Here is a 14,004-nt window from a genome sequence, read left to right on the forward strand (position 1 = left end):
CATGTCCAGCCAGCGCCTGGAATCGGGACTGCCGTTCAGCACCGCCCATCTGGCCATGCGCGGCGTGGTGTGCGCGCTGCCGCGCACGCAGGTCCACAATGCCGACCTGGCCGAGCGCTTCGGCGCCGAGGCCGTGGCCGACGTGAGCAAGATGATCGGCGTGCAGTCGCGCCGCCGCGCCGCCGACGGCCAGACGACGGCCGACCTGTGCCAGGCGGCGGCGCAAACCCTGCTCGACGACCTGGGCTGGGAGCGCGACAGCATCGACGCCCTGATCTTCATTTCGCAAACCCCCGATTACGTGCTGCCGGCCACCGCCTGCGCCCTGCATGGACGGCTGGGCCTGCACAAGGCCTGCGCCGCCTTCGACATCAACCTCGGCTGCTCTGCCTACGCGTATGGCCTGTGGCTGGCGGCGAAGATGCTCGATGGCCAGGCCATGTGCCGCATCCTGCTGCTGGTGGGCGACACCATCAGCAAGACCGTCGACGAGACCGACCGCGCCACCGCGCTGCTGTTCGGCGACGCCGGCACGGCCACGGCGCTGGAATTCGATGCGGCGGCGGCGCCCGCCCATTTCATCGTCGGCAGCGACGGCGGCGGCGAACGCCACCTGATGATGGCCGCCAGCGCCTGCCGCCCCTACGCGGGCGACGATGCGCGGCTGGCGCAGCGCGATCCGGCCAAGCTGTACATGGACGGCGGCGAAATCTTCAATTTCACGCTGAAAAGCATTCCGCCGCTGGTAGCGGACCTGCTGCGCCTGGCTGGCCGCACGAGCGACGAGGTCGATGCCTTCCTGTTTCACCAGGCAAATACCTTCATGCTCAAGCACATTATCAAAAAAGCCAAATTGCCGGCCGGGCGCGCGCCGATCAACATGGACCGCTATGGCAACACGTCCAGCGCCTCCATCCCCCTGTTGATCGCCGACAGCCTGGGGGCGGCGGCACAGGGCCAGACCATCGCCATGTTCGGCTTTGGCGTCGGCTACTCCTGGTCGGCGGCCGTGCTGGGCCTGCAATCGCTGACCGTCAACCGCCTTATCGAAGTCTGAACCATGATCTTTCAACCCGACATGCTGGCCGGCCAGCGCATCCTCGTCACCGGCGCCTCGTCCGGCATCGGCCGCGACACGGCCCTGCTGCTGGCGCGCTGCGGCGCGCAACTGCTGATCAGCGGACGCGACCCGGCTCGCCTGGAGCAAACCCTGCAGGCGCTTGACGGCAGCGGCCACCGCGCCGAAGTGCTCGAACTCGACGGCGGCGACCACATCGTCGACTTCCTCAGGCAGGCCACGCAGGAGGCGCCCCTGAGCGGCATCTTCCATGCGGCCGGCATCGAGTTATTGCGCCCGGTCAAATTGTCCAAGGCCCAGCAGTTTGACGAGGTCTTCGCCTCCAGCGTCAAGACGGCGCTGGCGCTGGCGCGCGGCGCCGCCCTGCGCGGCGTGCTCAGCGATGGCGCGGCCCTGCTCTTCATGTCTTCCGTGGCGGGCCAGAGCGGCCAGTCCGGCATGAGCGTGTATTCGGCCGCCAAGGCCGCCATCGACGGCCTGGTGCGCGCCCTGGCCGTGGAACTGGCGCCGCGCGGCATGCGCGTCAACAGCATTGCCGCCGGCGCCGTCGAAACGGAAATGCACGCGCGCCTGAGCCGCGGCTTGCCGGACGAGGCCATGCGCGCCTACGCGGAACGCCATCCGCTCGGCTTCGGCCGCAGCAGCGACATCGCGCAGACGGCGGCCTTTTTGCTGTCGCCGGCGGCCCGCTGGGTCAGCGGCGCCACCTGGGCCGTCGACGGCGGCTACCTGGCCCGTTAGGAGTGCCCATGCAAACCATCCTCATCGTCGGCGCCGGACGCTTCGCCCGAGAATTGCTGTGCTGGCTGGAAGACAGCCTCGACCCTGCTACCGCCCGCATCGGCGGCCTGCTCGACGACACGCTGCCGCCCTCGGCCGTGCTCGACGCCGACTACCCGTATCCCGTGCTGGGCAGCATCGGCGGCTACCAGCCGGCGCCCGGCGAAGCGCTGCTGCTGGCCATCGGCGCGCCGAAAGCCCGGCTGGAAGTGGCGCAGATGCTGGCCGCGCGCGGCGCCCGCTTCCATACCCTGATCCACCCCAGCGCCATTGTCGCGCGCACGGCCCGCATCGGCCAGGGCGCCGTCGTCTGCCCGTTCGCCCTCGTCTCGGCAGGCAGCGAACTGGGCGACTATGTCACCATCAACAGCTACGCCAGCGTCGGCCATGATGCAGTGCTGGAACCGGGCTGCACGCTCAGTTCGCACGTCGACATCACGGGCGGCGTGCATCTGGGCCAGGCCGTCATGGTCGGCTCGGGCGCATCCATCCTGCCGCGCGTGCGCATCGGCGCCGGCGCCACCGTGGGCGCCGGCGCCGTCGTCATGCGCCGCGTGGCCGCCGGCGCCACCGTTTACGCTCCACCCGCAAAGACATTATGACCATCCACTCCGAAACGCGGCAGCTGCGCGACCAGTTCTGGCACCTGCTGTGCCACCGCAGCGAATTGCCCTCCAGCGGCGACTATCTGAAGCTCGACTGGCTGGGCGAGGAAGTGGTCGTCTACAACGACCAGGGCGAGCTGATCGCCTTCGACAACCTGTGTCCGCACCGCGGCACGCGCTTCTTCACTGCAAAACGCGGCAATGCGCCGCTGGCCTGCCCCTACCATGGCTGGGCCTACCGGGCCGGCGCCATGCACATCCCCTGCCGCGAACGCTACGCCCCGGCCGAGCTGGACAACGCCCGCCTGCAGGTGCTGCAGCTGGACTGGTGCGCCGATTTCCTGTTCGCCTCGCCACGGCCGCGCCTGTCGCTCGGCGCGCAGCTGGGCGAGACGCAGGCCCTGCTGGAAAACATGTCCTTCAACGTCGACGGCCTGGGCGATTTCAACGCCTATGACTTCGAGTGCGACTGGCGCATCGCGCTGGAAAATGCGCTCGAACCGCTGCACGTGCCGTTCGTGCACCCGGAATCGCTGGCGCAACTGCAACTGGGCGACGGCGAGAACCGCTTCACGGAGTGGACTTCCGTGTGGCAAGCCCCGCTGGGCAATGCGGGCATGGCCAGGAAGCTGCGCTCCGTCAAACGCCTGTTCCAGCTCGACAGCCAGTTCGAGGGTTACCAGAGCCTGTACCTGTTCCCGTTTACCATGCTCTCGTCGACATTTTCGTATTCGTATTCGCTGCAGCATTTCTTTCCGTCAACGCAAGCGCAGCGCACGCATTTCTCCAGCCGCCTGCTCAAGGCCGCGACCAAACCCGCCGCCAGCGCCACGCTGCAGGGCTTTTTCGACTCGAGCGCGCAGATGAACCGCCAGGTGTTCGAGGAAGACCATGCCATCTGCAAGCGCATCGCCGTCCAGGCGGCCGACAGTGCGCGCTTCAAGGTCCTTTCCAGCGACGAGGCAAAGATCGCGCATTTCCGGGCCTGCATCGTGGCGGCAAGCCGGTCCTAGGGGGCTGGCGGCGAGTCCGCCGGCCGATGTGAAACTTTTTTAAAAATAATTTTAAAAAATTTCCACAAAGCATTTAATAAGCTTATGCGTACGGTCGTCTTGTACTTGGGAGAGCACAAAGAACCGTTGCTCCGGACTGAACCCAACAAACCAGGAGTTACACCATGCTGAGCCTTCACACTAACAACGCTGCACTGTCCGCACAAAATTCGATCACCCGCACCCAAAACCAACTGTCGACCTCGATGACCCGCCTGAGCACCGGCTTCCGCATCAACTCGGCAATGGATGACGCAGCAGGCTTGCAAATCGCAACCCGCCTGAAAGCACAAACCAGCGGCATGACCGTTGCAATGTCGAACACCCAGAACAGCACCTCGATGCTGCAAACGGCCGAAGGCGCGTTTGACGAAGTCACCAACATGCTGATCCGCATGAAGGATCTGGCAACCCAGGCAGCCGATGCTTCGTCGGGCGCCAAAGACAAGACCGCCATGCAATCGGAATACGATGCACTGGGCCTGGAACTGTCGAACGTGATGAAAAACACCACCTTCGGCGGCAACAAGCTGCTGGTAGGCGGCACCTTGGCTTCGTCGATGACCTTCCAGATCGGTGCAAGCTCGACCGAAACGATGGCATTTGACGTTTCCGCCAAAATGACCAGCCTGACCGCATCGCTGGGTTCGGCTACCGCCAACTACGCTTCGGCCGCCACCGGCACCGAGCTGACCAGCGCCGCCAACGCCACCATCGCCCTGCTGGAAACGGCCATCGGCGACGTCGGCACCGTTCGCTCGGCACTGGGTGCTGCTGCCAACCGTCTGGACCACGTCAACACCAACTTGTCCAACATCGCCACCAACACCAAAGCCGCTACCGGCCGCATCATGGACGTCGACTTCGCTACCGAAAGCTCGAACATGACGTCGTCGCAAATGCTGCTGCAAGCTGGCACCGCAATGTTGAAACAAAGCAACAGCATGTCCTCGATGGTCATGTCCCTGCTGCAATAATTTTTACCTGCATGGCCGCTCGCGGCCTGCCAGCAAAAACCAGGCCGCGGCCTGGTTTTTTTTCGTTCCGCGCAGCGGCAGGCGCGCCCGGAAAACTATTTCCCCGCAATCTTTAACGATGTGCTCCATGCGGTCGCCTGTTTGCTGGGTAGCCCCGTAAACTGCCGTCATCCACAGGAATCGCCGAGTGCTGAGCCTTCACACCAATATCGCCGCACTATCCGCACAGAATGCCGCCGCGCGGGCGCAAACGCGGCTGTCGACGTCGATGACGCGCCTGTCCACCGGCTTTCGCATCAATTCGGCCATGGACGACGCGGCCGGCCTGCAAATCGCCACGCGGCTGCGGGCCCAGGCAAGCGGCATGGCCGTCGCCATGCGCAACACGCAAAACAGCACTTCGATGCTGCAAACGGCCGAAGGCGCGTTTGATGAAGTGACCACCATGCTGATCCGCATGAAGGATCTGGCCACGCAGGCCGCCGATGCATCGTCGGGCGCCAAGGACAAGGTCGCCATGCAGGCCGAATACGACGCCCTGGGCCTGGAACTGGCCAACGTGATGAAAAACACTAGTTTCGGCGGCAACAAACTGCTGGCCGGCGGCACGCTGGCATCGGCCATGACGTTCCAGATCGGCGCCAGCCAAAGCGAGACGATGGCGTTCGACGTCTCGGGCAAGATGGGCAGCGTGCTGGCCTCGCTCGGCGCGGCCAGCGCCAACTTCGGCGCACCCGCCGCCGGCACCGAACTGACGGGCAGCGCCAACGCCACCATCGCCCTGCTGGAAACGGCCATCGATGATGTGGGCGGCGTGCGCTCGGCCCTGGGCGCCGCGGGCAACCGCCTCGACCACGTCAACAATAACCTGGCCAATATGGTCACCAACACCCGGGCCGCCATCGGCCGTATCATGGATGTCGACTACGCGGCGGAAAGCGCGAACATGACGTCGGCGCAAATGCTGCTGCAAGCGAGCACGGCGATGCTCAAGCAAAGCCAGAGCATGCAGAAAATGATACTGTCCCTGTTACAGCCATGATGGCTGACGCAGCCTGATTCTCCGGCTTTTATAGACTTTCATCTGGACATAGTGGCATGGCGATAGACCGCATTTCATCGGGTAACCCTGTTCCCCTGATTACCCAGCGCCTCGACGTCAGTCCCGCCACGCCGATGACGCCTGGCGTGGTGCAGCCGCTGGTGCCCATCGGCCCCTACATGGCGCCCGCGCCCGACGCCGGCACCCTGCCAGCGCAACTGCAGCAGCAAGGCCAGGACAGCCTGGCGTCGCTGATCAAGCCGAACGCCGATGGCGCCGCCGGCGCCATGCCGCGCGACAGCAGCGCCATGCAGGTCAATCAGCTGTTCTTCACGCGCCAGCTGGTCTGGCAGCCGCCCGACGCGGCGCAGCTGGCCGCCTCCTGGCGCGTGATGGTGCGCACCTATGGCGAGCAATATGCGGCCCTGCAGGAGCAGGCGCGCGGCCAGCACGTGCCGGGCAACCTCTTCATGGCCGAGCAGCAGCCCGCCCTGCTGCGCGAAGGCCCGCGCCCGCCCTTGAGCATCGACAGCGAAGCATGGCGCTTTGCCGTCTACGGCTGGGGCGGACAGCGCCTGCTGCTGCGCGTGCTGGCCAGCGATGCCGACGAGGAAGAAGGCCCGCCCCGGCGCCGCGGCAAGGTGGCGCTGCGCGTCGAACTGGTCATCCTCGGCATCGGCCGGGTGGTGATCCAAATGGAGCCGGCCGGCGACGGCGTGCTGCTGGAACTGGCCGCCGATGCAGAGAGCGCCCTGCGCCATTTGCGCCTGGTCCTGCCCGGGATCGCCGGCGCCGTGCACCGCGCCGGCCTGCGCGTCATGCGCTGCCGCCTGAACCGCCAGCTGCACGCGCAGCGCGTGCATGGCAATTTTCCCATGCAGGCGGGCGCCGCCTCGCTGTCGCCGGCCCTGTTCCGCGCCATGGCCGAAGTGGCGCTGCTGCTGACGCAGCCGGAAGCGGAGGCGGCGGCCGATCCCGATGCGCCCGCGACGCCCCCGGCTGAAGCGGAAAAGGAAGTCCTCTTCATCTCGAAGGAAGTGCCGGCCCCGCTCGGCTACGACTATGGCGACGCGACGGCGGACGGACGGGAAGAGGAAGTGCTGCTGCTGGCCGGACCGGCAGAGCCAACGCAGGATTTGCTGCCGCCAATCGACGAACAGGATTGATACAGCGCAATAAAAACGGCGCCCGAAGCGCCGTTTTTGTTGTTTACCCCACCATTTACCCCACCGTGCCGATGATGCTCACTTCGCGGTTTTCCGGGATTTCGTTATACGACAGCACGTGCAGGCCGGGCGCGAACAGGCGCGCGTAGCGGGCCAGCAGCGGACGGATCTGCGGCAGCACCAGCAGCAGCGGCGGCGTGGCCTGCTGCTTCATCTGCTCGCGCGCCACCGGCATGTTCACCTGCAGCTGCGACAGCAGGTGCGGGTCGATCGGATAATTATCCAGAGTCACCTTGCCCGACTGGCGCGCCTGGTTCAGTGAACCGAGCAGCATGTTTTCCAGCTCGCCGCCCAGGTTGAACGCCTGCATTTCCATCTTTTGGCCGAACAGGCCGCTGACGATCTGGCGCCGCAGCGCGCAGCGCACTTCGGCCGCCAGCAGGATCGGGTCCTTGGTCGTCTCCGAGCTGTCGAGCAAGGTGGTGGCGATGGGCACGATGTCCTTCAGGGACACGTTCTCTGCCAGCAAGACGCGGAACACGCGCAGCATCTGCGTGTGCGTCAACGCCTTGTCCAGCGCGCCGGCCAGCTTCGGCGACAGGGCCGTCAGGCGCTCCATCAGGTTCGAGACGTCTTCGTGGCGGAACAGTTCCGGCAGGTATTCGCGCACCATCTTCGACAAGTGCGTGGCGATCACGCTGGGCGCCTCGATGACCTGGTAGCCGAGACCCAGCGCATGCGCCTTTTCGCCCGGTTCGATCCATGTGACAGGCATGCCGTAGGCCGGCTCGATGCCGGGTATGCCGTCCAGCTGGCCATACACGTTCGGCGACGGGATCGCCATCAGGCGGTCGGCCTGCACTTCCGCCTGCGCCACCACGGTGCCCGACAGCACGATCGCGTATTGCGACGGCTTCAGGGCCAGGTCATCGCGCACGCCGATGTTCGGCAGCAGCAAGCCCATGGCTTCGGACAGGCTCTGGCGCACGCCCTTGACGCGCTTGTTCAATGGCTCGCCTTGCGTTTTATCAACCATGCCCACCAGTTTATAGCCCAGCATCACCATCAATGGCTGCACCGCCGGCAGTTGCTGCCACTCCAGCTCGGCCGGGCGTTCCTCGCGCAGGGCCGCCTCGATGGCCGCCATGCCGGCCGCGTCCGGCCCTTTCACGCGCTTGGTGAGGCGCCAGGCGACAAAGGCCAGCACGGCGGCGAAGGTCATGAACATGAACCACGGCATGCCCGGAATCAGGGCCAGCGCCACCATCATGCCGGCCGCGCTGAAGATCACCGTTGGCGACGTCAGCACCTGGCCGGCAACTTGCTGCTCGAAATCGCCCGAATCGCTGATGCGGGTGACCAGGATGGCGGCGGCGGCCGACAGCAGCAGCGCCGGGATCTGCGCCACCAGGCCGTCACCGATGGTCAGCAGCGCATATTGACGGAAGGCGTCGCCGAACGACAGGTCGTGCATCAGCGAGCCGATGGCCACGCCGCCCACCATATTGATGATCAAAATCAGGATACTGGCGACGGCGTCGCCGCGCACGAACTTCGAAGCACCGTCCATGGCGCCGTAGAAATCCGCTTCGGCGGCCACGTCCTTGCGGCGGATCTGGGCTTTTTCCTGGTTGATCAGGCCGGCGTTCAGGTCGGCGTCGATGGCCATCTGCTTGCCCGGCAAGGCGTCCAGCGTAAAGCGCGCGGACACTTCGGAAATACGCTCGGCGCCCTTGGTGACGACGGCGAAGTTGATAATCATCAAGATTACGAAGACAACGATACCGACGACGAAGTTGCCGCCGATCACCACGTTACCGAAGGCCTCGATCACCTTACCGGCCGCATCCGCGCCCGTATGGCCGTGCAGCAATACCACGCGCGTGGACGCCACGTTCAGGGTCAGCCTGAGCATGGTGGTGGCCAGGATCACCGTCGGGAAGACGGAGAAATCGAGCGGCCGCTTGGCCGAGACGCTGACGAGGATGACGATCAGTGCCAGCACGATATTGAATGTGAACAAGATATCGAGCAGCACGGGCGGCAGCGGCAGGATGATCATCGCCAGGATCACCAGCAGGAACAGCGGCGTGGCGAACTTGTGGCGGCGCATTTCAGCAACCACGCGGTTCAGGAAATTCATGAAGGTACTACCTCGCTCAAATGAGATGGCACGACCACCTCGGTGGGAAATGGGGGCTGGGCGGCACGCTGCCCAGTACGGAATGCTTTCAGCTGCAGTATGTAGTTGAGCACCTGCGACACGGCCTGGTACAGCTGCACGGGTATCTGCTGCTGCACCTGGCTGGTGTTGTAGATGGCGCGCGCCAGCGGCGGCAGTTCCAGCGTTTCAATATCGTGCTCCTTCGCCACCTGCCGGATGTACAACGCCATCTCGTCGACGCCCTTGGCGACGACAAACGGCGCCTCGGCGCGGTCCTGGTCATATTTCAGGGCCACGGCGTAATGCTCGGGGTTGACGATCACCACGTCGGCGTCGGGCACGGTCTTGCGCACGCTGCGCCGGCCGATCTGCTGCTGCAGCTGGCGGATGCGCTGGCGCACCTCGGGCCGGCCTTCGCTGCTTTTATGCTCTTCCTTGACGTCCTGCTTGCTCATGCGCTGGTTGCGGGCAAAGAAAAACGCCTGCGCCGGCACGTCGATGATGGCGAACAGGATGAACACGGAAATGAGGGCCATCAGGCCGTCGAGCATCAGCGCCGAGCCATCGAGCATGGCCTGCTGCAGGGGGCGGTGCTGCAAGTCCACGTATTGCACCAGGCTGGAACGGCTGACGTGCACCAGCACCATGCCCAGCACGGCGGCCTTGGCGATGGACAAGCCGAATTCAAAACCATGCTTGGGCGACACCAGGCGGCCCAGATTCTTGGCCGGGCTCAGGCGTTCCATCTTCGGCATCCAGTTCTTCGTGCTGATGACCCAGCCGCCTGGCACCAGCGAGCCCAGCACGACAAACAGGGGCACGCAGAACAGCGGCACGATCATCTTGATCAGCAAGCCCACCGAGGTGGTAAACGCCATCGACATGGCATTGTCGAGCGCGCCCTTGCTGTCGAGCGGCATGAAGGCCATGGCGAACAGCTCGCGGAACGTGTCCAGATAGCCGGGCAGCAGGAACACGAACAGCTTCATGCTGATCAGGATGCCCAGGGCCGTCGACAGGTCGCGCGAGCGCACCACCTGCCCTTCCTGGCGCGACTTCTTCAGCTTTTGCTGTGACGCCTTTTCTGTCTTGTCGCCCGTGCTGCTATCGGCCATGCTTCACACCTTTCCGCGCGCTAGCCATGGGCCACCCGCATCTGTTCGGCGATCATGTCGAGCACCCGGTTGGTCATGGCGATGTAGTGCTCGGGGATAAAGCGCACGATCTGCACCAGCATCAGCAGGCCGAACATGGTGATCATGGAAAAGCCCAGCGAAAACAGGTTCAGCGACGGCGCCACGCGGTTCAGGAAGCCGAAACCCAGCTGCACCACCATGGTGGAAAACACGATCGGCATGGCCAGCAGCATGGCCGCGGCGAAAATCCACGCCACGTTGTAGGCCACCGTCTGCAGCAGCAGCGGGCCGTAGCCCTGCCCCACGGGCCAGGCCTTGAAACTGGCGCCGATGACGCCCGTCAGCACCAGGTGCCCGTCGATGGCAAAGAAGACAATCATGCACATGATCGTCAGCAAGCCGGTGATGACGTCCGATGAGGTGCCGTTCAGCGGGTCATTCATGACGGCCATGGAAAAGCCCACCTGGCTCGACACCAGATAGCCAAGCACCGACATCACCGACATGGCGAAGTGGAAGGCCAGGCCCAGCACGAAGCCGACGACGGCCTGCTCCAGGGTGGCGACGACGGCGTGCAGGGAAAACGGATCAATCTTCAGCAAGTCCTGCGAGATGCCCGACGCCTGCATCACGGGCAGCATGAGGATCGCCAGCACCAGCGACAGCAGCACCCGCACGGGCACGGGCACCATGGCGTCGCCGATCACGGGCGAGGCGCTGAGCATGGCCAGGATGCGGCAGAACGGCCACCATACGGCCAGCAGAAACGGCAGCACCTGATTGAAGATCTGATCCATGGGGCGCGCAGCGCTATCCGACCAGGGTGGCCGCGCGCTGAAAAATGGACACGCAATAATCCATCAGGTAACCGGCCATCCAGCGCCCGGCCAGTATCAGGGCCAGCAAGGTGACCAGCAGGCGCGGCAGGAAACTCATGGTCTGCTCATTGATCGACGTGGCCGCCTGCACCAGCGCAACCAGCAGGCCCATCAGCAAACCTGGCACGACGAGGATGACCACCAGCAGCATCACGACATGCAGCGCTTCGATGATCAGGTCGACGGCGACTTCAGGGGTAAACATGGGTCAATACGCCTGTATGCTGGTAACTAAGGTGTTGACGGTCAGCGTCCAGCCGTCGACCAGCACGAACAGCAGCAGCTTGAACGGCAGCGAGATGACGAGCGGCGACAGCATCATCATGCCCATCGCCATCAGCACGGACGCCACCACCAGATCGATGATCAGGAACGGTATGAACAGCATGCAGCCGATCTGGAACGCCGTCTTGAGTTCGGACAAGACAAACGCGGCCAGCTTGACCGTGAAGCTGTGGTCCTGCGGGCGCATGGTCGACGGCTCGCCGGCCAGGTGCGCGATCTGCGCCAGGGCCGCCTTGCTCGTCTGCGCCAGCATGAAGCGCGAAATCGGCACTTCGGCAATCTTCAACGCTTCCTGCATGCCGATCTGGTCGCGGTCGTACGGCACGAACGCTTCCTTCCACACCTGGTCGCCGATGGGGCGCATGACGAGCAGGGTCAGGATCAGGGCGATGCCGGTGACGATACGGTTGGGCAAGCCCTGCTGCAGGCCCAGGGCCTGGCGCAGCAGGGAAAGCACGATGACGAAGCGGGTAAAGCTGGTCATCATCATGACCATCACGGGCAGCAGCCCGAGCAGGGTCATGACGACGAGGATCTGCATCTTCACCGACAGGTCGGTCTTCGCGCCCGGCACCACGCCGGACAATAGATCCTGGGCGCCGGCGGCGCTGCAGCACAGCATCAGAACGGGAACGGCGAGCGCCGCCGCCAGCGTGCCGCGGCGCCGGCTCAAACCGGGTACCGCCAGCTTCATGCTGTCATCATGTCGAGATTGAGACCGTCGAGGTCGATGACTTTGAGGCCATAGTTTTCGCCGGCCACCACCACTTCGGCGCGGCCGATCGGCGTGCCGTTGACCTTGATCACCAGCGGTTCGCCGGCCAGCATATCGAGTTCGATCACGCTTTCAGGGCCGATGGCCATCAGCTCCTCGAGCGAAATGCGGGCCGAGCCCACTTCCAGGGTCAGGGTGACGGGAATCTTGCGCATCATCTGCGGAATGTCGCGTCGCGCGCGGCCGCTGGGCACGTCGGCAACGTCGCCCTGGTCGATGATCATATCGTCGCCCAGGTCTTCCAGCAGGGTTTCGCTCTGGTTGGTATCGGTCATATTCATATTATTCGACATCTTCAAATGAGGTTAAACAGAGCTTGCCCTTGTGTTCGGAAACGGCGGCCGTAAACAAGCGGGAATCGTCGAGCATGACGTCGGTACGACTCAGGCTGACGGGAATCACGTCCCCCACGCGCAGGTCGAACAAGGCGCCCAGCTGCATTTGCTTGCTGACCAGCCGGCCCTCCAGGGTCACCTGCAGGCGCGACGCCAGCGGGCGCACGCTGCGCAGGGCTTTCTTGGCCTGCGCCCGTTCGGGCAGCAAGCCGCGCAGCACGTCGGCCATCAGGCGCTTGTCCAGCGAGAACCAGAAGTAACCGCTCTGCCCCGCCTCGACATCGCTGAGCGCCACGGTGACGACCCAGGCGCCGCGCGCCGGATGCACACCCGACTGTACGCCGATTTCGGCGGCGGTGTCGATGGCGCTGGCTTTGCCCAGCGCTTGCAGGTTTTTATGGATGCGCGCGAACAGGCTGGTAACCAACTGTTGTCCCAGCACCACAGCCAGACGCTCTTCGGTGGCAGTCACGCGCACCAAGGAGGGATCGGGCAATACGCCCTTCGCGCCGGCACTACCATAGCGATAGTTCAGGACACTGAGCAGTATCTGGCGTTCGAGCGTGAAGCCGGCCTGACCGGCCGGCGTGGAAAAACTCAGCCAGCGGTTCACGCTGTCCTCGTCCTCGGCGCGCGCCAGGGTGACGGCGTCGATCTGGAAATTACCCCAGTAGCGGCGGCTCATGGGCTGGCGCAGCGCCGCCGCCAGGTCGTCGCGCAGCTGGGCGCCGAATACATGCAGCAAATGGACAGGACGTCCAAGCAGACAGGAATCCAGGGCTTGATGGCGTACGGTTTGATCTGTCTTGGTAATGGTTGTCATGTAGTGGTCATGTCGGTATTGCGGTGGCAGAACAAATTATACGGATCGCCCGAAATTAAATACAGCTTCATCTTGGCATTGCTGACTCTGACGCAAGCAAACGGTTGCGCATCGTATCGCATGCTAGATGACTACGGTGCTGAACAATACATGAAAATCATAAATATTGCCATGTATCAATATTCCTTGAGCCAAAGCTCTCTTTACTTTATAGTTGCCGCGAGGTAAGCTTATAGCGACAAAAAGCAGATTTGCAGTGCGCCATTCCGCTTACCTGATTCCGGTTTTTATGGCAGTTTTCAGCCCCTCTTGATTGCCGCCTGTAGAAACTTTTATCAGTTATTTATTGTTTATCATGGCCATGTGAATCGATGCGCAGGTTTGCTGGGTTTGTTTCAATCTGCTTGCGGCGGATGGTGTGGCAACTGATAAAACTGATGGGCCCTGGGAATCGGGCTGGAGCGAAAGGCGTGCAGCGCCGATTTCGCTGGAATGGCAACACCAGTATTTCTGATTGATACGTCACCGCATATTGAAAGTAGAGGGCAAGATGAGCAACGAACTCGCAGGTTTGATCAAGGCCGATCTGGCAGCACTGAGCAACGACGCGCGCGCCCTGGGTGCCAGCATCGCGCCGGCGGCCCACTTCGGCGGGCCGGAACAATCCGGCTTTTCCTTTGCACAAAGCATGAAAGACGCCGTCGGCAAGGTCAACAACGATGACCGCATGGCCGCGCAAAAAATGAGCGACGTCGACAGCGGCAAGAGCGATGACCTGGTCGGCGCCATGCTGGCCAGCCAGGAAGCGGGCCTGTCCTTCTCCATGTTGATGCAGGTACGCAACAAGGTCATGGGCGCCGTCGATGAACTCATCAAACTGCCTCTGTAATCTTCACGTCCTGATCCAC

Annotated in this window: 16 protein-coding genes; 8 read left to right on the forward strand and 8 right to left on the reverse strand. The window is 63.7% G+C overall.

From position 1 onward, the window contains the following. Window position 1: 1 nt before the first annotated feature. The 5 genes from CBW50_RS11390 (at window position 2) to CBW50_RS11410 (ending at window position 4,492) form a co-directional block, all read left to right on the forward strand. On the forward strand, window positions 2-1,057 hold the full coding sequence (locus tag CBW50_RS11390; protein ID WP_086145654.1) for a ketoacyl-ACP synthase III: 1,056 nt from the start codon (window positions 2-4) through the stop codon (window positions 1,055-1,057). Between the two features lie 3 nt (window positions 1,058-1,060). Then, the gene (locus CBW50_RS11395; protein WP_086145655.1) at window positions 1,061-1,819 is read left to right on the forward strand and encodes an SDR family NAD(P)-dependent oxidoreductase; all 759 of its coding nucleotides are present in this window, start codon (window positions 1,061-1,063) and stop codon (window positions 1,817-1,819) included. An 8-nt stretch (window positions 1,820-1,827) separates the two neighbouring features. Beyond that, window positions 1,828-2,460: a NeuD/PglB/VioB family sugar acetyltransferase gene (locus tag CBW50_RS11400; protein WP_086145656.1), complete on the forward strand. Its 633-nt coding sequence runs from the start codon at window positions 1,828-1,830 to the stop codon at window positions 2,458-2,460. Next, window positions 2,457-3,476, forward strand: coding sequence for an aromatic ring-hydroxylating dioxygenase subunit alpha (locus CBW50_RS11405; RefSeq protein ID WP_086145657.1), 1,020 nt, complete (start codon window positions 2,457-2,459; stop codon window positions 3,474-3,476). Before CBW50_RS11400 ends, CBW50_RS11405 begins: the two co-directional genes overlap by 4 nt. A gap of 164 nt (window positions 3,477-3,640) precedes the next feature. Further along, entirely contained in the window at window positions 3,641-4,492 is an 852-nt protein-coding gene (locus tag CBW50_RS11410; protein WP_086145658.1) for a flagellin, read from the forward strand. Window positions 4,493-4,495: 3 nt separating this feature from the next. On the opposite strand, the gene CBW50_RS30195 is transcribed toward CBW50_RS11410, so the two are convergent. Beyond that, complete coding sequence (locus CBW50_RS30195) at window positions 4,496-4,621, reverse strand: hypothetical protein (RefSeq protein WP_301178808.1); 126 nt, start codon at window positions 4,619-4,621, stop codon at window positions 4,496-4,498. Between the two features lie 58 nt (window positions 4,622-4,679). Here CBW50_RS30195 and CBW50_RS11415 point away from each other — a divergent pair, with 58 nt between their 5' ends. Both CBW50_RS11415 and CBW50_RS11420 read left to right on the forward strand, forming a co-directional pair. Beyond that, a complete protein-coding gene (locus CBW50_RS11415; RefSeq protein WP_086145659.1) occupies window positions 4,680-5,534 on the forward strand; it encodes a flagellin in 855 nt (284 codons plus the stop codon). Window positions 5,535-5,590: 56 nt separating this feature from the next. Beyond that, on the forward strand, window positions 5,591-6,700 hold the full coding sequence (locus CBW50_RS11420) for a hypothetical protein (RefSeq protein WP_139842478.1): 1,110 nt from the start codon (window positions 5,591-5,593) through the stop codon (window positions 6,698-6,700). Between the two features lie 55 nt (window positions 6,701-6,755). Here the strand turns inward: CBW50_RS11420 and CBW50_RS11425 are convergent, their stop codons facing one another. Genes CBW50_RS11425 through CBW50_RS11455 form a run of 7 tightly spaced genes read right to left on the reverse strand, consistent with a single transcriptional unit; the run spans window position 6,756 to window position 13,096 of the window. Beyond that, a complete protein-coding gene (locus CBW50_RS11425) occupies window positions 6,756-8,843 on the reverse strand; it encodes a flagellar biosynthesis protein FlhA (RefSeq protein WP_086145661.1) in 2,088 nt (695 codons plus the stop codon). After that, window positions 8,840-9,979, reverse strand: a complete 1,140-nt coding sequence (gene flhB / locus CBW50_RS11430; RefSeq protein ID WP_086145662.1) for a flagellar type III secretion system protein FlhB — start codon at window positions 9,977-9,979, stop codon at window positions 8,840-8,842. The genes CBW50_RS11425 and flhB overlap by 4 nt, the downstream gene beginning before the upstream one ends. 20 nt (window positions 9,980-9,999) lie before the next feature. Next, entirely contained in the window at window positions 10,000-10,797 is a 798-nt protein-coding gene (locus CBW50_RS11435; protein ID WP_086145663.1) for a flagellar biosynthetic protein FliR, read from the reverse strand. A 13-nt stretch (window positions 10,798-10,810) separates the two neighbouring features. After that, window positions 10,811-11,083 carry a flagellar biosynthetic protein FliQ gene (locus tag CBW50_RS11440; protein WP_034757874.1) on the reverse strand — a complete coding sequence of 91 codons (273 nt, stop codon included), beginning with the start codon at window positions 11,081-11,083 and terminating at the stop codon, window positions 10,811-10,813. Window positions 11,084-11,086: 3 nt separating this feature from the next. After that, the gene (gene fliP, locus CBW50_RS11445; RefSeq protein ID WP_086145664.1) at window positions 11,087-11,857 is read right to left on the reverse strand and encodes a flagellar type III secretion system pore protein FliP; all 771 of its coding nucleotides are present in this window, start codon (window positions 11,855-11,857) and stop codon (window positions 11,087-11,089) included. Further along, window positions 11,854-12,219, reverse strand: coding sequence for a FliM/FliN family flagellar motor switch protein (locus CBW50_RS11450; protein ID WP_086145665.1), 366 nt, complete (start codon window positions 12,217-12,219; stop codon window positions 11,854-11,856). The genes fliP and CBW50_RS11450 overlap by 4 nt, the downstream gene beginning before the upstream one ends. 1 nt (window position 12,220) lies before the next feature. Further along, window positions 12,221-13,096, reverse strand: coding sequence for a FliM/FliN family flagellar motor switch protein (locus CBW50_RS11455; protein WP_172404737.1), 876 nt, complete (start codon window positions 13,094-13,096; stop codon window positions 12,221-12,223). A gap of 550 nt (window positions 13,097-13,646) precedes the next feature. Between CBW50_RS11455 and CBW50_RS11465 the strand changes: the two genes are divergently transcribed. After that, window positions 13,647-13,985 (forward strand): flagellar hook-basal body complex protein FliE, encoded by a 339-nt coding sequence (locus CBW50_RS11465; protein WP_086145668.1) that lies wholly within the window; start codon window positions 13,647-13,649, stop codon window positions 13,983-13,985. Window positions 13,986-14,004: the final 19 nt, after the last annotated feature.

The organism is Janthinobacterium sp. GW458P, assembly GCF_002127585.1.
Classification (GTDB): Bacteria; Pseudomonadota; Gammaproteobacteria; order Burkholderiales; family Burkholderiaceae_D; genus Janthinobacterium.

Bases quoted from the DNA above. Each gene is read 5' to 3' on its own strand.
- CBW50_RS11390 (WP_086145654.1), top strand. From the start codon at position 2: ATGTCCAGCCAGCGCCTGGAATCGGGACTGCCGTTCAGCACCGCCCAT.
- CBW50_RS11395 (WP_086145655.1), top strand. From the start codon at position 1,061: ATGATCTTTCAACCCGACATGCTGGCCGGCCAGCGCATCCTCGTCACC.
- CBW50_RS11400 (WP_086145656.1), top strand. From the start codon at position 1,828: ATGCAAACCATCCTCATCGTCGGCGCCGGACGCTTCGCCCGAGAATTG.
- CBW50_RS11405 (WP_086145657.1), top strand. From the start codon at position 2,457: ATGACCATCCACTCCGAAACGCGGCAGCTGCGCGACCAGTTCTGGCAC.
- CBW50_RS11410 (WP_086145658.1), top strand. From the start codon at position 3,641: ATGCTGAGCCTTCACACTAACAACGCTGCACTGTCCGCACAAAATTCG.
- CBW50_RS30195 (WP_301178808.1), bottom strand. From the start codon at position 4,621: ATGGAGCACATCGTTAAAGATTGCGGGGAAATAGTTTTCCGGGCGCGC.
- CBW50_RS11420 (WP_139842478.1), top strand. From the start codon at position 5,591: ATGGCGATAGACCGCATTTCATCGGGTAACCCTGTTCCCCTGATTACC.
- CBW50_RS11425 (WP_086145661.1), bottom strand. From the start codon at position 8,843: ATGAATTTCCTGAACCGCGTGGTTGCTGAAATGCGCCGCCACAAGTTC.
- flhB (WP_086145662.1), bottom strand. From the start codon at position 9,979: ATGGCCGATAGCAGCACGGGCGACAAGACAGAAAAGGCGTCACAGCAA.
- CBW50_RS11435 (WP_086145663.1), bottom strand. From the start codon at position 10,797: ATGGATCAGATCTTCAATCAGGTGCTGCCGTTTCTGCTGGCCGTATGG.
- CBW50_RS11440 (WP_034757874.1), bottom strand. From the start codon at position 11,083: ATGTTTACCCCTGAAGTCGCCGTCGACCTGATCATCGAAGCGCTGCAT.
- fliP (WP_086145664.1), bottom strand. From the start codon at position 11,857: ATGAAGCTGGCGGTACCCGGTTTGAGCCGGCGCCGCGGCACGCTGGCG.
- CBW50_RS11450 (WP_086145665.1), bottom strand. From the start codon at position 12,219: ATGAATATGACCGATACCAACCAGAGCGAAACCCTGCTGGAAGACCTG.
- CBW50_RS11455 (WP_172404737.1), bottom strand. From the start codon at position 13,096: ATGACAACCATTACCAAGACAGATCAAACCGTACGCCATCAAGCCCTG.
- CBW50_RS11465 (WP_086145668.1), top strand. From the start codon at position 13,647: ATGAGCAACGAACTCGCAGGTTTGATCAAGGCCGATCTGGCAGCACTG.